The sequence below is a fragment of the Methylophaga thalassica genome, assembly GCF_030159795.1.
GTDB classification, from domain to species: Bacteria; Pseudomonadota; Gammaproteobacteria; order Nitrosococcales; family Methylophagaceae; genus Methylophaga; species Methylophaga thalassica.
The window spans coordinates 84,513-107,037 of the sequence record NZ_BSND01000005.1; the positions used below are offsets into that span (position 1 = coordinate 84,513).

A 22,525-nucleotide genomic window follows, 5' to 3' on the forward strand; every position below is an offset into this window, starting at 1 on the left:
ATTCCTATTTAATATATGAAGCAATGCAACCCAGCCATCTCCAATCAAACCAGAGACCCGTGGCTTTCCGACCCCGCCTCACGACGAGTTTGGCTTTATAAAAAAATTACATTATTAAGACATTTAATAATGCGTTTGTCTGAACCATTCAGACGACTTGATATTACAAATCAAGAGACATGCTAACCACATCAAGTAGTCAAATTTGAGATATCACTCACAGCATTAATGTGATCACGTGATAGGTATCACAATAAATATGTGAACTGGTTATGAATTATCTTATGTAAGAATGAAACATAGCGTGATTCTCAACCCGATCTAGATATATAAAACTCAATAAAAAAACAAACAATTCCCCCACTAAGTCTTTTTTGCACCTTTGGAATATTACTTTTGTTAATATTTGTAAAAATTATTGACATTCGCTATTCCTTAAAAATCTTCTTAGGACTATGATTATGTGTGCTGATTTTATCATCAGCCACGTAATTATCGGAGCCAACCTTGGTGCGAGCCAAGTACGGAAAGCTACAGATCTCGGCTGATGTACTTAGTTGAGATGGCTGAGTTGCATTTTCACTTAATTATTAAAGGAAAATGTCATGCGTAGATATGCGAAAACAATCATTCTGACAACCCTAGCTTTATGTTCAATCTCAACACAGTTACTGGCAGCCCCCCAACCTGTCGACTTATCATCCTGGCAAGCCAATGGAAATGGAAACTGGGTATTACAGACGGGCAATAATGCGGTAAAGCAAACGCTTAATAACGCCCCTACTGTATTCCACAATAATAAAAATAGCCAAGGTACAGCATTATCAGGACAAATTACTGTTCAAACAACTTCTGACGATGATTTTATTGGATTTGTATTAGGCTATAACAATAACGATCTAACAAATTCATCGGCTGATTATCTGCTTATAGACTGGAAACAAGCTGATCAGTCTTATTTTGGTACAGCAAAAAAAGGCCTTGCAATATCCAGTGTAAGTGGACAGTTAGGAGATAACTCAGGGGCTTGGGCTCACAATCCAACGAATAATGTCACCGAGTTAGCCCGTGCAACCAATCTAGGTAATACAGGTTGGTTAGATAACACCACATACGACTTTGACATTATATTTACATCCTCTTTAGTCGAAGTGTTCGTAAACGGTATTAAAGAATTAAGCATTGCAGGCACGTTCAGTAATGGTTCTTTTGGTTTTTACAACTACAGTCAACAAAGTGTTTTATACGCGGGGATTGAAGAAGTTAATGTTCCATCAGAAGTACCGGTTCCAGCTGCAGCATTTATGTTTGCACCAGCTCTCTTAGGTTTTATGGGCCTTCGCCGCAGAGTAAAATAAACTTGAACAATAAAAAAGCCGTGGTGTTCTCCCACGGCTTTTTTATTAATAACGGTCAAACGCTAACCAGATAAGTGAATTTTTTTCCCTTCCCTCACCGAAGCAAGCGCGGCACAAATCGCAGCACAATTATTTCTGGCATCAGCTAATGTCAGTTTGGGGGCTTTCCCCTCTAAGATGCAATCAGAGAAATACTCTATTTCCAGATTAAAGTGATTGGCTTTTGGAATTGATACGGTTTGTTCTTCATTCTCATTCCACCAGCTTATGGTTGCTTCTTCCGTTTCAGGTTGCCAAACCGTGTGGCATTTAATGCCACCTTTGGTACCAATAATCTCATATTCGCTACGTCTGGCATGTTCAAAGCTCATTTCAAAGTGAGCAAACTTACCATCCGCAAAATCAAACACGCCACTTAAGCTGACATCAGCACCACTGTCATTAAGCTTAGCCATTGCCATAGCAGCGACAGGCTCATTATCAAACCACAATCTTGCCGTATGAATGGCGTAAGGACCAATATCCCACATAGCGCCGCCACCATCATTGATGTCACGGTCAATACGATACATTCGCGCCGGTTTCATAGGGAATGCAAACGCCGTTTTTACCGTACGCACGTCACCGACCTTGCCGTCATTAATTAACTGTCTTACATGCTCATGCTGAGGATGGAAGATATACATAAAGCCTTCCATGACTGTTACATTATTTGCTTTTGCAGCGGCTTCAATGGCGTCAATATCGGCTACTGTCAGCGCCATAGGTTTTTCGATCAGTACATGTTTACCATGATTGATGGCTTTGAGTGCCCACTCGGCATGTTCTTCATTCGACATCGGTAGATAGATGGCATCAATATTTGGATGAGAAAGTAATGCTTCCGGATCATCCAGCGTTTCTACCGCCGTTTGTTGTGGTGCCAGTTTTTGCAAAACTTCTGCCGCCGCCCCAGGACGACGACTGGCAATAGCTATCAGCTCCGCATTAGCTGCTTCAACAATAGCGGGCAGTAGTTTTTCGTTAACACGAGCAGCACCTAAAATTCCCCAGCGTAATTGTTTTTCAGCCATGTGTTTATATCCCTTTAATTCAATTTAGTGTTTACCATGATATCGACTCAACAGCACAATTCCAAACTCATAAAACCGCATGTTTCATAGTGTTTTTATCTGTTAGCGATTGCCTTATGCTAGACACCCTGTAAATAAAAATAACGGATTAAGGAGCAATTATGACAATCGAAGTTGGACAGAAAATTCCCGCAGCGACACTTTCTGAGTGTGTTGATTTTTCAGCGAGCAGTGGCTGCCCTGTCAACCCTCAACCACAGAATGTTCAATCATTGACTGAAGGAAAAACCATTGTTCTTTTCGGTGTTCCGGGTGCATTCACCCCGCTCTGCTCTGAAGAACACTTACCTGGCTTTATCCGATTAGCAGATGAGATCAAAGCGGCTGGCGCCGATGAAATCTGGTGCATGGCTGTTAACGATGCTTTTGTCATGGGCGCCTGGGGCCGACAAGTAAATAATGAAGGCAAGGTCAGAATGATGGCTGATGGTAGTGCCGAGCTGACCAAAGCCATGGGCTTAGATAGAGACTTAACTGCCGGAGGAATGGGTGTACGTTGTTATCGCTTTGCCTGCATCCTGAAAGATGGTGTGGTGACTTATATCGGCGTTGAAGGCTCAGGCGAGTTTGGTAAATCTAAAGCAGAAACCATTTTGGATGAACTAAAAAAATCCTAAGCAACATCACAAATGTTTGAGTTGGGGGAGTTTCACTCCCCTTTCTCATTCACTGATGGCTAACGTTATCGCCAGTGTTCTTCCACCTCAGATTCACCGCCAATAAAAATGGCTGATGCGGTGTCACTGAAAATCCCATGCTCGACTATGCCGGGAATGGTATCCAGAATCATGGTTAGCTCTAAGCTATCCATTTGTTTAAATTGCATATCAAGCACCAGACTACCACTTGCTGTAACAGCAACATTATCCCCCGAGGCATTTAGTCGAAGCTGGCCTTGACCACCTTGTTGTTTAAGCTGGGTCAAAACCAAACGCCATGCCTGAGGCATGACTTCCACCGGAATCGGAAAGTTTTGTCCGATATGCTCGACCAGTTTTGACTCATCAACTAAAACAAAAAATTGATCCGCTGCTGAAGCTAACAATTTTTCATTGACTAGATCCTGACCGCGACCTTTCAATAAAGTAAGATCCGGTGTGACCTCATCGGCACCATCCACATACATATCCAGCGCATCAAGTTCTGCAATAGACAGCACGGGCAATCCCGCTTCACGCGCTTTAATCTCACTAATCGCAGAACTACTCACGGTATGAATAGTTAGTTTTTCAGTCTTACAGCGTTTTGCCAGTGCTTCAATAAAGAAATTGGCGGTAGAACCAGTGCCCAATCCCACTATCATATTCTGCTCAACTAAATTGGCTGCATGCAGTGCTACTCGTTGTTTTGGATTCATAGCCATAGACAAACTCCTTATGCCATCCGTAAATACTGTTCAGCTTACATAGCAATGACAGATAAAAAAACGGACAATCCATATGGTTGATGGTTCTTTCATCGTTTTCTGCATGCAGTAGTCACAATTTAATAACGCGTGCTCAACCATGTAAAACTTGATGCCTCAGTGCTTAGCTCATATCCTTAGCTATAGCAGCTAACTCTTTTTTCAAATCTGGTAAGGAAAAATAATGGCACAGCTCGACTCCATTGTTGAACATATTGAATCGACCACCAATCAGAGTCTTCAGCCATATCAACTGAACAGTATCGGTGGTGGTTGTATTAATAGCGCCTTTCAACTAAAAACAGAACAGCAAGCTTATTTTATAAAGGTGAATCAGCCTTCTTTATCGCTAATGTTTGAAGCCGAAGCACTTGGCTTGCAAGAGATGTCAGCGACTAAAAGCATTCGGGTTCCAGAGGTCATCTGCCAAGGAACAAATCATCAACACAGTTATTTGGTCTTGGAATACATTCCACTCAGAAGTTTACGCGGCGATGGCAATATCACACTGGGTGAACAGCTGGCCCACATGCACAAAGTAAAACAGCCCTTTTTTGGCTGGCAAATGGATAATACGATTGGCAGCACACCACAAATCAATGATCAAAATCACCATTGGTTAGAGTTCTGGCGCGAACATCGTTTAGGGCAACAGCTGAAGTTTGCAGCTCAAAATGGTTACACAGGTCGTCTACAATCTCGTGGTGAAAAACTCCTTGATAACATGGACAAACTGCTTGAGAACCATCACCCGCAACCATCACTGTTGCATGGTGATTTATGGGGTGGAAATGCGGCAGCTGATGATCTTGGACAACCCGTTATTTTCGACCCGGCCTGCTATTATGGCGACCGTGAAACTGACTTGGCGATGACAGAATTATTTGGTGGCTTTGGCCGAGATTTTTTTGCTGCATACAATGCTATCTATCCTGTCGACTCAGGCTATGCAACACGTAAAACCTTGTATAACCTCTACCATATTCTGAATCATCTCAATTTATTTGGCGGTGGTTATATGGGTCAGGCTGAGTCAATGATAGACCAGCTTCTTTCTGAAATTTAAATCGATAATTGATTGATTTCATTAATCCTAAATCTGAATTTTTTCACTAGTTAAGCAAAAGAAATAAACAATGAATCAAATAAAAGTACTTTTTGTCTGCATGGGTAATATTTGTCGTTCACCAACCGCTGAAGGGGTATTCACAAAATTAACGGAAGATTTGGGCACGCGCGATCGTTTTCTGATTGACTCGGCGGGTACCCATGCTTATCACGTCGGTGAAGAACCTGACAGCCGGGCTCAACAAACAGCAAAACAACGTGGAATCGATCTGTCATACATCCGTGCCCGAAAATTTAATCAGGCAGATTTTGAAGAGTTTGATTACATCTTAGCTATGGATAGTAGTAATTATCAGATTTTGATAAATGCCTGTCCTGATGCTTACAAACACAAAGTCAAAATGTTTTTAGACTATGCGCCGCAACGTGAAGAATCTGATGTGCCCGATCCATACTACGGTGGTCAAAATGGCTTTAATCATGTTTTTGATCTGGTGGCAGATGCCTCTAAAGGATTTCACGATAGCGTCGTTAACTAATAAACATTTGTTCACGTTGTTTTCGGGCGTATTATTGCCGAGTCTCGTCATTCATAAGGATTTTAGTCGTGAAATCATTTCTTCAAGGACGCTCATGGCTCCTGCTTAGTTTTGCCACTTTTTTAATATTACCCCACTCTGCTTTTGCTGCAGAAAATGCCAAGCTGCTGGATCTGACCTCTCATTGGGTGGGTTATGTGTCTATCTTCTTATTTGTAGTTGCGTATGCTTTGGTCATCGTTGAAGAAGAAATTCATATGCGAAAATCCAAGCCTGTGATGGTGGCAGCGGGTGTCATATGGGGATTGATTGCACTTATTTACGCTCAACAACCCGACTCAGAATATCACCACACAGCAGGCTTAATGATTCGTCATAACCTGGAAGAATATGGCGAGTTATTATTGTTCTTGTTGGCAGCGATGACCTATATCAACACCATGGGAGAACGCGGCGTATTTAACAGTCTCCGCGCTTGGTTAATCAATAAAGGTTTTTCTTTACGAAGTATCTTCTGGATCACCGGACTATTTGCCTTCTTTATATCGCCAGTTGCAGATAACCTGACCACCGCCTTATTAATGGCGACGGTTGTTATGGCGGTCGGTGGTACCAATATCAAATTTGTGTCTGTCGCCTGTATCAATATTGTTGTTGCAGCCAATGCAGGCGGTGCTTTTAGTCCGTTTGGCGATATCACTACTTTAATGGTCTGGCAAAAAGGTGTGGTCGAATTTCAGGAGTTCTTTAAATTATTTATTCCCTCTGTAGTGAATTGGTTTATACCAGCATTTTTAATGTCTTTGGCGATAAAAAACGGACAACCCCAAGCTAATTCAGATGCGGCAGAACTCAAGGAAGGTGCTTTTGTTGTTATTGGCTTGTTTTTAGTCACCATCACAATGGCCGTCTGTGCACATAATTTCCTTCATTTACCGCCAGTTATTGGCATGATGACAGGCCTAGGTTTATTGAAACTCTATGGTTACACTCTAAAAATGCGTGACAGACGCACTTTTATCAATACGACATCAGATGCAGAAGGCTCAGCAGGTGTCAAAGTGGAAGGTTTAGATCGACGCAAACCATTTAATATTTTCCAACAGGTTGAACGAGCAGAATGGGACACGTTGATGTTTTTTTACGGCATCATTCTATGTGTCGGTGGCTTAGGAACAATTGGTTACCTAAACCTTGGTTCACAGCTGATGTATGGGGATTTAGGTCCAACTACCGCGAATATTTTAGTCGGTATTGTCTCAGCGATTGTTGATAACATTCCGGTGATGTTCGCCGTACTGTCAATGAATCCTGATATGAGTCAGGGACAATGGCTGTTAGTAACACTGACGGCTGGCGTCGGTGGCTCTCTGTTATCGATTGGCTCTGCAGCAGGTGTCGCTGTGATGGGTCAAGCCAGAGGTATTTACACATTCTTCTCCCATATCAAGTGGATATGGGCTATTGCTCTGGGTTATGCCGCTAGTATTTATGTTCATCTCTGGCTGAATAGTGCAATGTTCTGATCGAAATTACAGATCAGTAAAATAAAAAGGCGGTGATTGAAAACCGCCTTTTTTGTTATTCATATAAGCGTAATAACATTTCTGCTATACAGGCTGGTCGCTTACTATTTTCCACTTCAATTGTGACTTCACGCACTAATTCCAAACCACGCCTAAGCGGTGTTACAGCAATAATACGAGTTCGAGCCCGTATGCGCTTGCCAGCTCTGACTGGTGAAGGGAAAACTACTTTATTCATCCCATAATTGACCAGCATTCTGGCTTCAGGGTAGTCATTTTTTTCAGGGTTAACGGTATCGGTCAATTTCGGAATCAAGGATAGTGTCAAAAAGCCATGGGCAATAGTTGATTTAAACGGTGATTCATTTTTCGCTTTTTGTGGATCGGTGTGAATCCATTGATGATCGCCGGTGGCCTGTGCAAACTGGTCGATACAAGGTTGATCAACCAGAAACCACTCTCCGATGTAATTTTCAATACCCAGATTCGACTCAATGCGTCTGTGTAAATCGGTAAACTTCTCACTTAACTTAGGAGCCGTTTCGATATCATTGATAACAGGCTCTTCACTATCATGAAAGAAATGGAAGTATTGTGTCCATGGCAGGGAGAAGTTTCGGATATCGGAGACTTTTTTATTAATGGTTTCCGGCCAGCTTTTTAGTGTTGTTTCTACTCGATTCTTTATTTCTGAATTGATTGACTCAAGCTTTTCTTGGCCCTGCTTAAATGACTCTACCAGCCGCATAGTTGATCCTTTCTTCCAAATCTTAACGCCGTGTTTTTGACTTATTCCGTAGTCATAAGTTTTATCAGCATATAGTGTGCCAGACGGGCTGAATATACCACTTTGCAAAATCTCAGCACGATTATGACGTTGTGAGATAGCGCAAAAACCCTTCAGCGGTTACAATTCTCTGTTTAAATCATCGACGTAATACACACTATGCTCTATAGCACAGACGATCTGCGAATCACTGGCATTCAGGAAGTGATCCCACCGGCACAGCTTCATGAGGAGCTGCCAATTACCGATCAAGCATCGGAAACGGTTTTTCATGCTCGTAAAGCCACTCAGGATATTTTGCATAAACGTGATGATCGACTCACTATCATCGTCGGCCCATGCTCTATTCATGATCCTCTTGCTGCACGTGAGTATGCCACAAGACTACAACCTTTGATTGAAGAACTTAAAGATGACTTGCAAATCATCATGCGAGTTTACTTTGAAAAACCGCGCTCAGTCGTTGGCTGGAAAGGATTAATCAACGATCCTTATCTCGACGGTAGTTTTAAAATCAATGACGGTCTTCATATCGCCCGCAAGTTACTCTTGGATCTTGCTGAGATGGGTGTGCCCTCTGCCACTGAATATCTGGACTTAATCAGTCCACAGTATATTGCTGACCTAGTTTCATGGGGGGCAATAGGTGCCAGAACCACTGAAAGCCAGGCTCATCGAGAGCTAGCATCCGGTCTTTCCTGCCCAGTTGGCTTTAAAAATGCAACAGACGGTGGTGTGCAAATTGCTGTAGATGCCTGTTTATCAGCGTCAAAACCACATCATTTTATGTCACTTACCAAAGCAGGACGTTCTGCCATTTTCTCGACTACAGGCAATCCTGACTGCCATATTATTTTACGTGGTGGTCGTGAACCTAACTTTGATAGCGACAGCATCAATGCAGCAGCAGATGTCATCACCCGTTCGGGTCAAGATGTCAGAATCATGATCGATTGTAGTCACGCCAATAGTGGCAAAAATCATATTCAACAAGAAACGGTATGCCGAGAAGTTGCTGCCCAAATCGCTAATGGTGAGAAACGTATTGTCGGACTCATGCTGGAAAGCAACCTAGTCGCTGGCCGACAAAATGCAGAATCTGGTAAAGAATTGGTCTATGGGCAGAGTATTACTGATGCGTGTATGGCTTGGGATAATACAGAAGACTTACTCAGAGAATTAGCAACAGCTGTCCAGCAACGTCGTGAAAAGTCATAATTTTGAGCCAACGACATCGCTGTTTCTTGACCTGTTAAGTTGCTCACAGATAAAGCATTAATATCATAGCCATAACTTCGATATTCGTGCTTTTTAAGCTATAATTATCGATTACCATTTACAGCCGAACTAACAGCGTGCTGAAATGACAACTAATTCCTGAGAAAATCAGTAGGTTATTAAATGGCAGATTATGCCCTCATACTCATAAGTACGATACTGGTCAATAATATTGTCCTCGTCAAATTCCTGGGACTATGCCCTTTCATGGGTGTGTCGCGTAAGCTTGAAACAGCGATGGGAATGGCGCTCGCCACAACATTTGTGTTGACCCTGTCATCGATCAGTAGCTATCTGATTAATGAATATCTACTTGCTCCATTCGGTATTGAATTCCTGCGTACCATCAGTTTTATTTTCGTTATTGCTGTGGTTGTTCAGTTCACTGAAATGGTCGTTCACAAAACTAGTCCTCTGCTTTATCAGGTATTAGGTATTTTCTTACCATTGATTACAACTAACTGTGCCGTACTCGGTGTTGCTTTGCTGAATGTTCAGGAAAAACATGGATTTATTGAATCAGCGCTGTATGGCTTTGGTGCAGCTTTAGGTTTTTCAATGGTGTTGATAATTTTCGCAGGTATGCGTGAACGTCTTGCTGCAGCCGATGTTCCTGTTCCTTTCCAAGGTGCTGCTATCGGGCTTATTACCGCAGGCCTGATGTCTATGGCCTTTATGGGTTTTACCGGACTGGTGAAAGGATAAGCCCATGTTGACTGCAGTAATTGCTTTAACGCTTCTGGCGTTGATTCTCGGTTTGCTATTAGGCTTTGCATCGGTCAAATTCAAAGTTGAAGGCGATCCAATTGTCGACCAGATCGATAAAATTCTTCCTCAAACTCAATGCGGTCAATGTAGTTTTGCTGGTTGCCGGCCTTATGCTGAAGCCATTGCTGCCGGTGAAGTGGATATTAACCGTTGCCCGCCTGGTGGCGAATCCACCATTCAAGCGCTTGCCGATCTATTGGATGTTGAACCAAAACCACTTGATGAAGAATGTGGCGTCGAAAAACCCAAAATGCTTGCGGTGATTGATGAACAACGTTGTATTGGCTGTACTTTATGTATTCAAGCCTGCCCTGTCGATGCGATTTTGGGTGCAGCAAAACATATGCACACGGTTATCGCCGATGAGTGTACGGGTTGTGAACTATGCTTAGAGCCTTGTCCGGTGGATTGTATTGACATGGTTGAAATGACACCTAATCCCAATACCTGGCGCTGGCCAGATCCTTCTCACGTCCAACTGGAGCGTGGAGAAAGAATATGACAAAAACTTTAGGTTCTTTTCCAGGTGGCTTGAAATTACCCGGTCACAAAAAGCGTTCAACGCAAACACCTATCCGTAAAACGCCTTTAGCTAAAAGGCTGACCTTACCGCTGCAACAGCATATTGGTAGTGCCGCCATTCCTATTGTCGAAGTGGGTGACAAGGTGCTTAAAGGTCAGCAAATTGCTCGCGCCGATGGTCATGTTTCGGTCTGTTTACATGCGCCAAGTTCCGGCACCATTATCGCTATTGAAGATCAGCCTATTCCGCATCCATCAGGTCTGACAGCACCCTGCATCACCATCGAAACAGATGGGGAAGATTGCTGGGTAGAACGTCATCCGGTAAAAGACTACCGCTCACTTTCTGCCCATGAGATTCGTCAAATTGTACGCGATGCTGGCATTGTGGGACTTGGCGGCGCGGGCTTCCCTAGCTTTATCAAGCTCAACCCCGGCGTGCACCATACCGTCGAAACACTTCTACTGAATGGGGCAGAATGTGAGCCTTATATCAGCTGCGATGACATGCTGATGCGTGAACGGGCTGACGGCATTATAGATGGCGTCGAAATCATGCAATATGCCCTTCGGGCTCGCGAAGTCATCCTGGCGATAGAAGATAATAAACCGCAAGCCATTTCAGCGATGGAGCTGGCTTTAGCATCTCGACCACATTTGCAAAATACCCGGCTCGTTGTCGTTCCAACACGTTATCCAACCGGCGGTGAAAAGCAGCTTATTCAAGTGGTAACGGGTAAAGAAGTCCCCAGCAATGGTTTGCCTATCGATTTAGGTATTGTTAGCCACAATATGGGGACGGCTTATGCGGTGGGTCGTGCTATTCACCACGGTGAACCTTTAATTTCAAGAATCGTGACGGTCACCGGTAAAGATGTGACTCATGCAGGTAACTTTGAAACCCTATTCGGTACCCCTATCTCAGAAGTTTTAGCTTACGCCGAAACGAAACGGGAACCGGATGAAGCCTTTATTCTTGGTGGTCCGATGATGGGCTTTAGCTTGTCAGGTGATAACCTGCCAGTGACAAAAACAGCAAACTGTATTCTTGCTGGTGTAGATGATGCTGCTCCGGCACAAGAACCCTTGCCATGCATTCGTTGTGGAGATTGTGCAAGTGCTTGTCCTGCCAGCTTACTGCCTCAGCAACTCTATTGGCATTCACGCGCAAAAGATTTTGACCAGACCCGCGATTACAATTTATTCGATTGTATTGAGTGTGGCTGCTGTGATTATGTCTGCCCAAGTAAAATTCCGCTTGTTTCTTATTTCCGCTTTGCCAAAACTGAGATTATGAATCAGGAGCGTGAGCGTAAAAAATCAGATCTTGCCCGAGATCGTTTTGAAACTCGTCAGGCACGGTTAGAACGTGAACAACGCGAGAAAGAAGAACGTCAACGTCAGCGTAAAGCCGCTCTAGCAGCCTCAAAAGCCAAAAAAGAACAACAAGAAAAGACTGCAGAAACAGCTGACGCGGATAATAAGGAGACAGAGTAAAAATGGCGATATTCCGAATGAGCCCGCCATTTTTGGCAGGCACTAACCGCGTCACCATGCAAATGCTGCAAGTCATCTTTGCGATGATTCCAGCGATAGCCGCTATGGTCTATTTCTTTGGCCCAGCGGTTTTAATCAATATCAGTCTGGCGCTGACGGTCGCTTTATTAGCGGAAGCGATTTTATTAAAGCTTCGCAAACGTCCTGTTAAACCGTTTATTACAGATGGTAGTGCTGCCGTTACCGCTATACTACTGGCCGTGGCTATTCCGCCACTGTCGCCATGGTGGCTAACCGTCACTGGCGTTTTATTTGCGATCGTGTTTGCCAAACACCTATATGGTGGCCTGGGATATAACCCGTTTAATCCGGCGATGATAGGTTATGTATTGTTACTGGTTTCCTTCCCCCTTGAAATGACAACCTGGTTACCTGTTAAATCACTGACAGATAACCCCCTTGACTTACATTCCGCCTTTCAATTGATTTTTTATGGTCAGACCAATGCCGGTTGGGTTGCTGATACCGTATCCGGTGCCACGCCACTAGATACCATGAAAACCCAGATAGGCCAATCGATTGCACCCGCTTATATTGTGAATCAGAACCTGTTTGGCAGCTTAGGTGGACTTGGCTGGGAATGGATCAATATCTGGTTTGCCGTTGGTGGGCTCTATCTTCTATATCGTCGCGTTATCAGCTGGCATGTGCCTGTTGCCATGATTGGTACGATGTTTGTGTTGAGCGGCGTTACCTATTTATTCGCCCCAGAAATAACGGGGTCACCCCTATTTCATTTGATGAGCGGTGGCACCATGATTGGCGCTTTCTTTATTGCCACTGATCCTGTCTCCGGTTCCACCACAGTGAAAGGTCGATTAGTATTCGGCGCTGGAGTTGGCGCGTTGACCTACATTATTCGTGTCTGGGGTGGTTATCCTGATGGTGTTGCTTTTGCTGTTTTATTAATGAATATGCTGGCACCCTTGATCGATTATTACACACAACCCAAAGTCTACGGGGCCACGAAATAATGGCTGATTTTAAAAAACATGTATTAAGAGTAGGCGCCGTTCTTGGTCTTTTTGCTATCGTAGCGACCACAATGGTGGCTTTTACAGAGCAAAATACTCGCCAGCAAATCAAAGAAAATGAACGCCAGGCATTATTGGATGCGATAAACACCTTAATACCGCATGAGCAATACGATAATGCTATTTTGCAAGACACTCTAGCACTGCCTAAAACCGAAGAGCTTGGTACGGAAGAAACCACGCAAGTGTATCGTGCCCGTAAACAGAGCCAACCGGTGGCGGTTGTGCTGACCGTGGTTGCACCTAATGGTTACTCAGGTCGAATTAAAATGTTAGTGGGGATTTATAACGATGGTACTCTGGCTGGTGTCCGTGTTATTAATCACAAAGAAACACCGGGACTGGGTGATAAAATTGATGCCAGTCGTTCAAACTGGATTAAGCAGTTTGAAGGTTTGTCATTAGAAAACCCTTCATCAGCGAAATGGAAAGTCAAAAAAGATGGCGGGGCTTTTGATCAATTCACCGGGGCCACCATTACACCAAGGGCCGTAGTCAAAGCTGTTAAAGCCTCACTAGAATATTTTAAAAATCATCGTGAAGCATTATTTGCCCAAAATGAGGAAAAATCATGAATCCTTATTACCAAATAGTTAAAGAAGGCTTGTGGAAGAATAATCCAGCGCTGGTACAGTTGCTGGGCTTATGTCCCCTTCTTGCCGTCACCAATACTGTCATCAACGGTTTAGGATTAGGCTTAGCGACGATATTAACCTTGGTTGCCTCCAACGGTTTTATCTCTTTATTGAGAAATCAGATTCCTGATGAAGCGCGACTCCCCGTGTTTGTGATGATCATTGCCTCGATTGTGACCATTATCGAATTATCAATGAATGCTTGGTTTCATGATCTGTACCTAATCCTGGGCATTTTTATTCCGTTAATCGTGACGAATTGTTCGATTATTGGTCGGGCTGAAGCCTTCGCTGCCAGAAACTCTGTGGGTCCCGCCCTGCTTGATGGATTAATGATGGGCTTAGGATTCACTGCAGTATTAGTTGTATTAGGTGGCATGCGTGAACTTATCGGCCAGGGCACACTTTTCTCTCAGGCAGAGTTGATGTTTGGTGATGTAGCGAAAAATTTCAGTATTACGGTGATTGATGATTACCGCGGTTTTTTACTAGCCTTATTACCACCCGGTGCATTTATTGGTCTGGGATTAATCGTCGCATTAAAAAACGTGATTGATGCCAGACTCAGTAAACGACAAACAGTCCAAGTAGAAGCTTCGGCTGAAGTGGCAACGAGTAGCTAAAATGAATCAGGCTCAACGGCGTGATTTTTTTGCCACGCTAAAAGCACACAATCCGGCGCCCACCACTGAACTCAATTATTCTTCGCCTTTTGAGTTATTGATTGCGGTTATTTTGTCTGCTCAGGCCACCGATGTGGGTGTCAATAAGGCGACCGACAAACTCTACCCCGTCGCCAATACCCCCGAAAAAATTCTGGCCCTCGGCTTAGACGGTTTAAAGCAGTACATAAAAACCATTGGTTTATTCAATAGCAAAGCCGAAAATGTCATTAAAACCTGCAAAATACTGATTGAGCAGCATAACAGCCAGGTACCGGAAAACAGAGAAGCACTTGAAGCGTTACCAGGGGTTGGCCGTAAAACAGCAAACGTCATTCTGAATACCGTTTTTAAACACCCGGTTATTGCCGTTGATACACATATCTTCCGACTCTCCAACAGAACAGGTCTGGCTAAAGGTAAAACCATTAAAGCCGTTGAAGATAAGCTGATGAAAGTCGTCCCCAAAGAATATCTGTTAGATGCGCATCACTGGCTGATTCTGCATGGTCGCTATGTTTGCCTGGCACGTAAACCAAAATGTGACACATGTTGCGTTACTCAATACTGTGACTACTATCGCGATCAGCAACGTCGTCAGTCACGCTCAGTGTCATGATGTTTGGACAAAACAGACAAGAAATCAGACAAGTCTATTTTGATGTCTGGGCAAAAAGTCACTCAGGCCAGCCTTTATCTGAGCTTGAGAAACACATCGCTCATATCATAGAACTTCACCCAGAATATCACCTCTTATTTAACCAGCCAGAAAACATCCATCAGGACTACTTTGTAGAAGCAGGTGATACCAATCCATTTTTGCATATGGGATTACATCTGGCATTGCATGAACAAATCCAAACGGACAGACCCTCTGGTATTCGTGAAATTTATCGGCAATTACTGGCTATCAAACAGGATCAACACCACTGTGACCATCTGATGATGGACTGCCTGGCTGAATCCATATGGCAAGCACAACAAGATGGTATTCCACCATCAGAAGAAACCTATCTAAACGCGCTTAAACAATTACTGTCATAACTTCAGATCAACTTAATTCACTCTATCAGCTCATTAATGTCTTAATGCAACACGGAGAATAGCGATATGAAAGCCTACGGATTTTTCCAAGCCAACAGACAAGCACAACTCATCGAACGCGAAACACCAACAGCAAAAGGCCGCGATCTGTTGATTAAAATTGATGCGATTGCTGTCAACCCGGTTGATACAAAAATAAAAGCCAGTCTGGGTGATGGGGTTGAGCAAGCCAGAATCATTGGCTGGGATGCGTGTGGCACCGTTATCGATACAGGCAGTGAATGCGACTTGTTCAAAACCGGTGATAAAGTCTTCTACTCAGGTGATGTGACCCGTGACGGCTGTTATGCTTCTCACCAGTTAGTGGATGAACGCATTGTTGGTAAAGCGCCCAAGAACTTAAGTGCAGAGCAAGCAGCAGCAATGCCACTCACCAGTATTACCGCGTGGGAGGCATTATTCTCAAGAATGCGAATTCGAGCCGACTTGGATAAAGGCAAAACAATCCTGATTGTTGGCGGTGCCGGTGGCGTGGGCTCAATTGCTATTCAACTTGCTAAACAGCTAGGCCAGCTGAATGTGGTTGCTACAGCTTCACGTCAGGAATCCATCGACTGGTGTTATGAACTGGGCGCAGATCATGTGATTAATCACCAGCAATTAAGCGAACATTATTCAACATTAAATATTCCGGCTCCTGATTATATTTTATGTCTGGCTGACACCGATCCCTATTACGAGGAGTTAACTGACCTAATAGCACCTCAAGGTCTGATTTGTTTTGTTGTCACCAGCCAGCAGCCTCACAATATTGATAAATTAAAAAATAAAAGTGCAGGCATCGTATGGGAGTTTATGTTTGCCAGACCGATGTACCACACAGCCGATATGATCGAGCAACACCGTCTCCTCAATAAAGTCTCAGAAATGCTTGATAATAAAATACTCAAATGTACTCACAAACAAACATTGGGGCCGATTTCTACCAGCAGTATTGAGCGGGCTCATCAGTTATTATTGACGGCTAGAACGATAGGGAAAATAAGCCTTTCTGCTATAGAGGACTAATCCTTTCTGCCGCTTTTCGTAGCGCAGCGTGTTCGTTAACCGTATAATCATCGCCATTATTTAAAATCAGCAGAGGTTAGTAATGAATAAGAAATCTGGTCAATTTTTTATCGGTAGTATCGTCACCATATTGGCACTTTACGGTTTAGTGTTAATCATCCTGAATAACTCCCTCGAATTAGGAAAAGACGCTACAGCCCCTGCCAGTATGGAAGAAGATGCTGTTGCTGAACGCATCAAACCTGTTGCTGAAGTTAACATCGGTGAACCGCCTGCAGTACAAGCCCCAGCTGCTGAAGAAGAATCTGACACTGCCGGTGGACCCGGTCAACAAATCGTGACACAGGTTTGTGCTGCATGTCACGGTGCTGGATTAATGGGCTCGCCAAAAATCGGGAATGCTGCAGACTGGGCACCACGTATTGAAAAAGGTATGGATACTTTGCACAAACATGCTATTGAAGGTTTCAATATGATGCCGGCAAAAGGCGGTCGTGCTGACCTGAGTGACGAGGCTGTCATGGCAGCTGTTGATTATATGGTGTCACAATCAAAATAACGTTTGGCCATTAATGAATAAAAAAGCACTGTCGAGCACTGCTCGACAGTGCTTTTTCATGTATAAATACAGTAAACGAGCATCCGTTAGATAACAGGAAAATCAATGAATTTATTGACGTTCAACTTACCTTTAGTTGCTCTGATACCTTTTCTAGGCGCACCGATTGCCGCATGGGCTGCTAGGTTCAGTCGTGTCGCCTCAGCTTGGGTCGCGGGTGCTGTTACCTTTTTGTCTCTGCTGACATTAATGCCAGCTGTGAATATTCCTTTTAATAATGAAACCTTAATTCAAAGCTGGTCATGGCTACCTACGCTCGGATTAGATTTTGCATTCCGTCTTGATGGCCTCTCTTTACTGTTTAGCTTTTTGATCTTACTGATTGGCCTGCTAGTCATCTTGTATGCACGCTATTATTTATCGGCTCAGGACTCCATGGGCCGTTTTTTTGCCTATTTACTAATGTTTATGGGCTCAATGTTAGGCATTGTGCTGTCAGAAAATTTAATTCAGCTGGTCATTTTCTGGGAATTAACCTCGCTTACTTCGTTTTTATTGATTAGCTACTGGCAATACAGCCAGGATGCACGTGATGGCGCCCGAATGGCGCTGACGATCACCGGTGCCGGTGGCTTGGCTATGCTGGCTGGTGTGTTAATGATTGGCAATATGGTTGGTAGTTTTAATCTGACCGATGTCTTAGCCTCAGGCGACTTGATTCGTCAAAATGAACATTACCTGACAGCCTTGGTTTTAATTCTGTTAGGGGTCTTTACCAAATCAGCACAGTTCCCATTTCATTTCTGGTTGCCACATGCTATGGCGGCCCCCACACCTGTATCAGCCTATTTACACTCAGCCACCATGGTCAAAGCCGGTATTTTTATTCTGGCAAGACTGTTTCCAGTACTGTCAGGCACTGAAGCGTGGGGTTGGCTGGTAGGTGGTGTCGGTATGATCACCATGGTACTAGGTGCTTACACGGCCCTTTTCAAACATGATCTAAAAGGCCTTTTAGCTTATTCAACCATAAGTCATCTGGGCTTGATTACCCTGTTATTTGGCTTTAGTACCAAACTGGCGGCTGTCGCCGCGATTTTCCATATTATCAATCACGCTACCTTTAAAGCGTCATTATTCATGGTGGCAGGTATTATTGATCATGAGTGTGGCACGCGTGATATGCGTAGAGTTAACGGCTTATTAAAATATATGCCGCACACTGCCATACTGGCGATGATTGCAGCCTCTGCCATGGCAGGTGTTCCACTGTTGAACGGCTTTCTCAGTAAAGAAATGTTTTTTCAACAGGCATTAACGGCTACGGACCACCATACATTAAGCTGGGCCATCCCCATTATTGTAACCTTTGGTGCTGTGTTCTCAGTCGCTTACTCACTGCGTTTTATTCACGACGTCTTCTTTAATGGTGAACCTCAGGGATTAACTAAAACACCGCATGAGCCCCCTCGCTTTATGAGAATACCTGTCGATATTCTGGTACTGCTTTGTCTTGGGGTAGGAATGATGCCCGTATTAATCGTCGCCCCTATTTTGACTGTGGCGGTGGCAGCTAGTCTGCAAGGGGTACCGCCGGACTACAGTCTGGCCATCTGGCATGGCTTTAATATTCCGCTATTGATGAGTTTTATTGCTTTGGTTTTCGGCGCGATTGTTTATTTCTACCGTGAAAAATTATTCCGTTGGCATGATACAAACCTACCTTGTCTGGATGCGAAAACACTATTCAACCGGGTCACACATGGTTTATTAGTATCGAGCGGCAAAATAAGTCGTCTGTTTGATCGTGGTTCCTTACAAAATGCCATCAGCTGGGTATTGTTATCCGGTGTCGCTGCGACCTTATATGGCTTTTTACAATTTGATAGTCCACTGTTTGGTGACAGAAACTTACTGGATGCTAACCTGCTCACCATGATCCAAGTTGGCATTCTGGTTGTGGCGAGCATTCTAACGGCTGTGATGCACCATAACCGACTGGTAGCACTCATTATTATCGGTGTTATTGGTTTGATCGTATCTTTGGGTTTTGTGAAATTCTCAGCACCTGATTTAGCCTTAACTCAGTTATCAGTCGAAGTTGTCACCATTGTGCTTCTTTTATTGGCTCTGTTTTTCCTGCCCCAGCATAGTCCTCAGGAAAGAAGTCATAAACGCCTGACCCGTGATTTGGTTTTGTCTGTTTCTGCCGGTGTCACGGTGATGTTATTGGCCATGGCGGTAATGACGCGTGACTACAGCACCATTTCAGGCTTCTTCCTTGAGAACAGTAAACCGGGAGGCGGTGGTACGAATGTTGTCAATGTCATTCTGGTCGATTTCCGTGGCTTTGATACATTAGGTGAAATCGTGGTACTGGCGCTTGCTGGCCTGGGTATTTTTGCTTTACTGGAAAACCTGAAACTCCCAGCACCACTACGTGATATAGACGGTCGTGAATGGAGCCATGATCCCCATCCTCCCATCATGCAAACACTGACCCGATTGCTGTTCCCATTAATGTTAATGGTGGCGGTGTTTATTTTCCTGCGTGGTCATAACCTGCCAGGAGGTGGCTTTATCGCAGGCTTAATCGCTGCTGTGGCTTTGATTTCACAATACCTTGCTAACGGTATTGCCTGGACCAATGCCAGAATTAAAGTGGATATGCATAAGGTGATTGCTGTCGGATTAACCGCTGCATTTGTCACGGGTTTGGCCGCTATGTTCTTGTCTTACCCATTCCTGACCACCACCTTCACATATTTGACGTGGCCGATTGTCGGTAAATTTGAAATCGCCAGCGCCATGATCTTTGATTTGGGGGTATTCCTCGTTGTGGTCGGCGCCACTGTCCTCATTCTGGTCGAACTGGGTAAGCTCAGTCATGCATCACACAGTTTAGCTCAACAGGAGAAAAAATAGATGGAGTGGTTAGTCGCCATCGCGATAGGTGTCATGACATCATGTGGTGTCTACCTTGTGCTTCGCGCCCGTACCTTTCCACTGGTACTCGGGTTAACACTGATTTCCTATGCCGTGAATGTATTTTTATTTGTCATGGGCCGCTTACAGATTGGTGAAGCTGCCATTATTTCTGCTGAAACAACAAAATATACCGATCCACTTCCTCAGGCACTGGTATTAACCGCGATTGTGATTGCCTTTGGTATGACGGCGTTTCTTATTGTTCTGGCTTTAAAAGCACGTAGCGAATTGGGTAATGACCATGTCGATGGCATGAGTTATGTGGCTGAGGAACAAGAGAAGAAAACAGCTGGAGGCCAATCAAAATGATGATGTCTCAGCTTCCTATCCTGCTCATTCTATTACCTTTATTAGGCGGCATATTGACCTTATTTGCCCGCCCTAAAGGAATAGCCTTACAACGCCTACTCAGTTTGTTTTTTACTGCTGCCCTGCTGTTACTCAGTATTTATACGGTCTCCATTGCAAATAATAGTGACTATTCTGTTTATTTACTGGGTAACTGGACAGCACCGTTTGGCATTGTGCTGGTACTGGATAAACTATCAGCTCTAATGGTATTGCTGACGTCTATTCTGGCCGTTGTGGCCCTCGCTTATGCCATCAGCCAGGATACCGACAAGAATGGGCAACACTTTCATGTCTTATATCAAATACAACTGTTTGGATTAAACGGTGCTTTTCTGACAGGTGATTTATTTAATCTGTTTGTCTTCTTTGAAGTATTGTTATTAGCTTCTTATGGTTTATTGCTGCACGGCGGCGGTCGCCTGCGTACCAAAGGTGGACTGCACTATGTGGTGATTAACCTGGTCGGTTCCAGCTTGTTTTTGTTTGCGGTTGGTACGTTATACGGCATTTTGGGTACACTCAATATTGCCGATATGTCGACACATATCGCTCAATTAGATTCGATGGATCAGGGTATTGTCGCAGCAGCTGGCCTACTACTTCTGGTGGTATTTGGCATCAAGGCGGCCATATTTCCACTCTATTTATGGCTGCCCGGAGCCTACGCAAATACGTCAGCTGCGGTAGCCGCTTTATTTGCCATTATGACCAAAGTGGGTCTATACGCCATTATTCGGGTTCACGGCACCTTATTTTCAGAGCAAGCAGGCGCTTTAGCTGGGCTGCATGCCGATGTGGTATTAACGCTTGGGCTGGTGACATTGGCTATGGCTGTTTTGGGTGTATATGCTGCACGTTCGTTAAAAGAACAAACCGCTTTTCTGATTCTCGCCTCGGTAGCCACTTTATTAATCGGTATCGGTATTAACACCACGGATGCTATGGCTGCCACTTTGTATTACCTGATTCATTCCACGCTGATTGGTGCTGGCTTATTCCTATTGGCAGACATCATAGCCAGAGCAAGAGGCTCGTATTCAGATAGATTGCGGGCGGGCGCCCCAATCAAACAGGCTATTTTCCTGGGTTCTATCTTTTTCATTACCACGATTGCCATTGTCGGCATGCCACCGTTATCGGGTTTTATTGGCAAAGTCATGATTTTGGAAGCCGCGATGAGCAGTGCTTTCAGTACTTGGATTTATGCCGTTATTCTGGTGGGTAGTTTATTGATGATTATGGCAATGGCGCGATCCGGCTCGATCCTGTTTTATCAGGTAGACAGCTCTCTGGATGACGATGGTGAGAAGTTAAATCTTCGTGCCACGGCTATGGCATTAATTTTAGTGTTCGCCAGTCCTGTGTTAGTCATCGCTGCCGGGCCCATCTCTGAATTTACCCAAAGCGTGGCTTCACAACTCAGCAATCATCAAAGTTATATCAATGCGGTGATGAGCCAGCCAGCCTATCAGGGAGGAAAATAAGATGTGGCGTAAATGCTTTCCTCATCCTTTTCTGACCCTAGCGTTATGGGTCATCTGGTTATTACTGAACAATACCCTTTCTGCTGGTCAGATGATTTTGGGAGGACTTCTCGCGATCTTTATTCCCTGGTTTAGTGCCGGATTTTGGGAAGAACGCATTAGTGTCCGTCGACCATGGCTAATGGTGAAGTTTTTTGCCTCCGTGCTCTGGCAAATCATTATTGCCAATATTCATGTCGCGCGCTTAATTCTGATGTCTTCAGACAGACTGAGACCAGGCTTTGTTGAAATCCCCCTGGATTTAACCTCACCGCTAGCTATCAGTATTCTTGCCAATACTATTTCTCTGACACCTGGCACGGTCACCTGTGACTTGTCTCAAGATCAGAAAAGCCTGTTGATTCATGCCTTACATATTGATGATGCCCAAAGCACCATTGATGAAATCAAACAGCTCTTTGAAAAACCGTTAAAGGAGATTTTCAACTAATGCTGAATATCGCCATCATTACTGCCTGTGTTATGGTCTGTACAGCTCTTTTATTGAGCCTGTATCGTCTTCTTATCGGTCCTAGCGTGCCAGATAGAATCCTGGCTCTGGATACGCTTTATATCAATTCTATTGCGCTGCTTATCCTGCTGGGCATTTTTCTGCGAAGTAATCTTTATTATGAAGCCGCCTTGCTGATTGCCCTAATGGGCTTTATGGGCACACTCGCTCTCAGTAAATATCTGCTTCGCGGCGACATTATGGAATAA

General features: G+C 44.1%; 24 protein-coding genes and 2 riboswitches. Of the genes, 21 read left to right on the forward strand and 3 right to left on the reverse strand.

All coding sequences use genetic code 11. The annotated features are described in order from the left end of the window. Positions 1 to 21: 21 nt before the first annotated feature. Positions 22 to 104: riboswitch (cyclic di-GMP riboswitch) on the reverse strand. Between the two features lie 386 nt (positions 105 to 490). Then, positions 491 to 579: riboswitch (cyclic di-GMP riboswitch) on the forward strand. A gap of 26 nt (positions 580 to 605) precedes the next feature. Beyond that, the gene (locus QQL60_RS07610) at positions 606 to 1,358 is read left to right on the forward strand and encodes a PEP-CTERM sorting domain-containing protein (RefSeq protein ID WP_284722943.1); all 753 of its coding nucleotides are present in this window, start codon (positions 606 to 608) and stop codon (positions 1,356 to 1,358) included. A 62-nt stretch (positions 1,359 to 1,420) separates the two neighbouring features. Here QQL60_RS07610 and QQL60_RS07615 read toward each other — a convergent pair whose 3' ends face one another. Continuing rightward, complete coding sequence (locus QQL60_RS07615) at positions 1,421 to 2,431, reverse strand: Gfo/Idh/MocA family protein (protein ID WP_284722944.1); 1,011 nt, start codon at positions 2,429 to 2,431, stop codon at positions 1,421 to 1,423. Between the two features lie 161 nt (positions 2,432 to 2,592). Here QQL60_RS07615 and QQL60_RS07620 point away from each other — a divergent pair, with 161 nt between their 5' ends. Next, entirely contained in the window at positions 2,593 to 3,108 is a 516-nt protein-coding gene (locus QQL60_RS07620) for a peroxiredoxin (RefSeq protein ID WP_007146368.1), read from the forward strand. A gap of 65 nt (positions 3,109 to 3,173) precedes the next feature. Here QQL60_RS07620 and rpiA read toward each other — a convergent pair whose 3' ends face one another. After that, a complete protein-coding gene (gene rpiA / locus QQL60_RS07625) occupies positions 3,174 to 3,854 on the reverse strand; it encodes a ribose-5-phosphate isomerase RpiA (protein ID WP_007146369.1) in 681 nt (226 codons plus the stop codon). A gap of 226 nt (positions 3,855 to 4,080) precedes the next feature. Between rpiA and QQL60_RS07630 the strand changes: the two genes are divergently transcribed. From QQL60_RS07630 to nhaD, 3 genes are all read left to right on the forward strand, one after another. Next, a complete protein-coding gene (locus QQL60_RS07630; RefSeq protein WP_007146370.1) occupies positions 4,081 to 4,962 on the forward strand; it encodes a fructosamine kinase family protein in 882 nt (293 codons plus the stop codon). Between the two features lie 70 nt (positions 4,963 to 5,032). Further along, a complete protein-coding gene (locus QQL60_RS07635) occupies positions 5,033 to 5,503 on the forward strand; it encodes a low molecular weight protein-tyrosine-phosphatase (protein ID WP_007146371.1) in 471 nt (156 codons plus the stop codon). Positions 5,504 to 5,571: 68 nt separating this feature from the next. After that, positions 5,572 to 7,029 (forward strand): sodium:proton antiporter NhaD, encoded by a 1,458-nt coding sequence (nhaD, locus tag QQL60_RS07640; protein WP_284722945.1) that lies wholly within the window; start codon positions 5,572 to 5,574, stop codon positions 7,027 to 7,029. Positions 7,030 to 7,084: 55 nt separating this feature from the next. Here nhaD and QQL60_RS07645 read toward each other — a convergent pair whose 3' ends face one another. Beyond that, entirely contained in the window at positions 7,085 to 7,777 is a 693-nt protein-coding gene (locus QQL60_RS07645; protein WP_284722946.1) for a MaoC family dehydratase, read from the reverse strand. 198 nt (positions 7,778 to 7,975) lie between these two features. Here QQL60_RS07645 and QQL60_RS07650 point away from each other — a divergent pair, with 198 nt between their 5' ends. The 16 genes from QQL60_RS07650 (at position 7,976) to QQL60_RS07725 (ending at position 22,525) form a co-directional block, all read left to right on the forward strand. Next, entirely contained in the window at positions 7,976 to 9,034 is a 1,059-nt protein-coding gene (locus QQL60_RS07650; protein ID WP_284722947.1) for a 3-deoxy-7-phosphoheptulonate synthase, read from the forward strand. A gap of 183 nt (positions 9,035 to 9,217) precedes the next feature. Beyond that, positions 9,218 to 9,799 (forward strand): electron transport complex subunit RsxA, encoded by a 582-nt coding sequence (rsxA, locus tag QQL60_RS07655; RefSeq protein ID WP_040576593.1) that lies wholly within the window; start codon positions 9,218 to 9,220, stop codon positions 9,797 to 9,799. Positions 9,800 to 9,803: 4 nt separating this feature from the next. Further along, positions 9,804 to 10,364, forward strand: a complete 561-nt coding sequence (gene rsxB / locus QQL60_RS07660) for an electron transport complex subunit RsxB (protein WP_007146376.1) — start codon at positions 9,804 to 9,806, stop codon at positions 10,362 to 10,364. After that, the gene (gene rsxC / locus QQL60_RS07665) at positions 10,361 to 11,881 is read left to right on the forward strand and encodes an electron transport complex subunit RsxC (protein WP_273181218.1); all 1,521 of its coding nucleotides are present in this window, start codon (positions 10,361 to 10,363) and stop codon (positions 11,879 to 11,881) included. The genes rsxB and rsxC overlap by 4 nt, the downstream gene beginning before the upstream one ends. A gap of 2 nt (positions 11,882 to 11,883) precedes the next feature. Further along, positions 11,884 to 12,915, forward strand: coding sequence for an electron transport complex subunit RsxD (gene rsxD / locus QQL60_RS07670; protein WP_284722948.1), 1,032 nt, complete (start codon positions 11,884 to 11,886; stop codon positions 12,913 to 12,915). Then, positions 12,915 to 13,550 carry an electron transport complex subunit RsxG gene (gene rsxG, locus QQL60_RS07675; RefSeq protein WP_284722949.1) on the forward strand — a complete coding sequence of 212 codons (636 nt, stop codon included), beginning with the start codon at positions 12,915 to 12,917 and terminating at the stop codon, positions 13,548 to 13,550. Before rsxD ends, rsxG begins: the two co-directional genes overlap by 1 nt. Beyond that, positions 13,547 to 14,233: an electron transport complex subunit E gene (locus tag QQL60_RS07680; protein ID WP_284722950.1), complete on the forward strand. Its 687-nt coding sequence runs from the start codon at positions 13,547 to 13,549 to the stop codon at positions 14,231 to 14,233. Before rsxG ends, QQL60_RS07680 begins: the two co-directional genes overlap by 4 nt. A 1-nt stretch (position 14,234) precedes the next feature. Next, on the forward strand, positions 14,235 to 14,891 hold the full coding sequence (nth, locus tag QQL60_RS07685) for an endonuclease III (protein WP_284722951.1): 657 nt from the start codon (positions 14,235 to 14,237) through the stop codon (positions 14,889 to 14,891). Further along, positions 14,888 to 15,316 carry a DUF1841 family protein gene (locus tag QQL60_RS07690; protein ID WP_284722952.1) on the forward strand — a complete coding sequence of 143 codons (429 nt, stop codon included), beginning with the start codon at positions 14,888 to 14,890 and terminating at the stop codon, positions 15,314 to 15,316. Before nth ends, QQL60_RS07690 begins: the two co-directional genes overlap by 4 nt. A 66-nt stretch (positions 15,317 to 15,382) precedes the next feature. Beyond that, a complete protein-coding gene (locus QQL60_RS07695; RefSeq protein ID WP_284722953.1) occupies positions 15,383 to 16,384 on the forward strand; it encodes a zinc-binding alcohol dehydrogenase family protein in 1,002 nt (333 codons plus the stop codon). A gap of 82 nt (positions 16,385 to 16,466) precedes the next feature. Then, a complete protein-coding gene (locus QQL60_RS07700) occupies positions 16,467 to 16,943 on the forward strand; it encodes a c-type cytochrome (RefSeq protein ID WP_284450762.1) in 477 nt (158 codons plus the stop codon). Between the two features lie 105 nt (positions 16,944 to 17,048). After that, positions 17,049 to 19,868 carry a monovalent cation/H+ antiporter subunit A gene (locus QQL60_RS07705; protein ID WP_284722954.1) on the forward strand — a complete coding sequence of 940 codons (2,820 nt, stop codon included), beginning with the start codon at positions 17,049 to 17,051 and terminating at the stop codon, positions 19,866 to 19,868. Then, the gene (locus tag QQL60_RS07710; RefSeq protein WP_007146386.1) at positions 19,869 to 20,240 is read left to right on the forward strand and encodes a Na+/H+ antiporter subunit C; all 372 of its coding nucleotides are present in this window, start codon (positions 19,869 to 19,871) and stop codon (positions 20,238 to 20,240) included. Positions 20,241 to 20,242: 2 nt separating this feature from the next. Continuing rightward, positions 20,243 to 21,766, forward strand: a complete 1,524-nt coding sequence (locus QQL60_RS07715) for a monovalent cation/H+ antiporter subunit D (protein ID WP_284723321.1) — start codon at positions 20,243 to 20,245, stop codon at positions 21,764 to 21,766. A 1-nt stretch (position 21,767) separates the two neighbouring features. Then, complete coding sequence (locus QQL60_RS07720; protein ID WP_273181233.1) at positions 21,768 to 22,256, forward strand: Na+/H+ antiporter subunit E; 489 nt, start codon at positions 21,768 to 21,770, stop codon at positions 22,254 to 22,256. After that, entirely contained in the window at positions 22,256 to 22,525 is a 270-nt protein-coding gene (locus QQL60_RS07725; RefSeq protein WP_007146389.1) for a K+/H+ antiporter subunit F, read from the forward strand. The genes QQL60_RS07720 and QQL60_RS07725 overlap by 1 nt, the downstream gene beginning before the upstream one ends.

Coding starts and splice junctions, on each gene's coding strand:
- QQL60_RS07610 (WP_284722943.1), top strand. CDS start 606: ATGCGTAGATATGCGAAAACAATCATTCTGACAACCCTAGCTTTATGT.
- QQL60_RS07615 (WP_284722944.1), bottom strand. CDS start 2,431: ATGGCTGAAAAACAATTACGCTGGGGAATTTTAGGTGCTGCTCGTGTT.
- QQL60_RS07620 (WP_007146368.1), top strand. CDS start 2,593: ATGACAATCGAAGTTGGACAGAAAATTCCCGCAGCGACACTTTCTGAG.
- rpiA (WP_007146369.1), bottom strand. CDS start 3,854: ATGGCTATGAATCCAAAACAACGAGTAGCACTGCATGCAGCCAATTTA.
- QQL60_RS07630 (WP_007146370.1), top strand. CDS start 4,081: ATGGCACAGCTCGACTCCATTGTTGAACATATTGAATCGACCACCAAT.
- QQL60_RS07635 (WP_007146371.1), top strand. CDS start 5,033: ATGAATCAAATAAAAGTACTTTTTGTCTGCATGGGTAATATTTGTCGT.
- QQL60_RS07645 (WP_284722946.1), bottom strand. CDS start 7,777: ATGCGGCTGGTAGAGTCATTTAAGCAGGGCCAAGAAAAGCTTGAGTCA.
- QQL60_RS07650 (WP_284722947.1), top strand. CDS start 7,976: ATGCTCTATAGCACAGACGATCTGCGAATCACTGGCATTCAGGAAGTG.
- rsxA (WP_040576593.1), top strand. CDS start 9,218: ATGGCAGATTATGCCCTCATACTCATAAGTACGATACTGGTCAATAAT.
- rsxB (WP_007146376.1), top strand. CDS start 9,804: ATGTTGACTGCAGTAATTGCTTTAACGCTTCTGGCGTTGATTCTCGGT.
- rsxC (WP_273181218.1), top strand. CDS start 10,361: ATGACAAAAACTTTAGGTTCTTTTCCAGGTGGCTTGAAATTACCCGGT.
- rsxD (WP_284722948.1), top strand. CDS start 11,884: ATGGCGATATTCCGAATGAGCCCGCCATTTTTGGCAGGCACTAACCGC.
- rsxG (WP_284722949.1), top strand. CDS start 12,915: ATGGCTGATTTTAAAAAACATGTATTAAGAGTAGGCGCCGTTCTTGGT.
- QQL60_RS07680 (WP_284722950.1), top strand. CDS start 13,547: ATGAATCCTTATTACCAAATAGTTAAAGAAGGCTTGTGGAAGAATAAT.
- nth (WP_284722951.1), top strand. CDS start 14,235: ATGAATCAGGCTCAACGGCGTGATTTTTTTGCCACGCTAAAAGCACAC.
- QQL60_RS07690 (WP_284722952.1), top strand. CDS start 14,888: ATGATGTTTGGACAAAACAGACAAGAAATCAGACAAGTCTATTTTGAT.
- QQL60_RS07695 (WP_284722953.1), top strand. CDS start 15,383: ATGAAAGCCTACGGATTTTTCCAAGCCAACAGACAAGCACAACTCATC.
- QQL60_RS07700 (WP_284450762.1), top strand. CDS start 16,467: ATGAATAAGAAATCTGGTCAATTTTTTATCGGTAGTATCGTCACCATA.
- QQL60_RS07705 (WP_284722954.1), top strand. CDS start 17,049: ATGAATTTATTGACGTTCAACTTACCTTTAGTTGCTCTGATACCTTTT.
- QQL60_RS07710 (WP_007146386.1), top strand. CDS start 19,869: ATGGAGTGGTTAGTCGCCATCGCGATAGGTGTCATGACATCATGTGGT.
- QQL60_RS07715 (WP_284723321.1), top strand. CDS start 20,243: ATGTCTCAGCTTCCTATCCTGCTCATTCTATTACCTTTATTAGGCGGC.
- QQL60_RS07720 (WP_273181233.1), top strand. CDS start 21,768: ATGTGGCGTAAATGCTTTCCTCATCCTTTTCTGACCCTAGCGTTATGG.
- QQL60_RS07725 (WP_007146389.1), top strand. CDS start 22,256: ATGCTGAATATCGCCATCATTACTGCCTGTGTTATGGTCTGTACAGCT.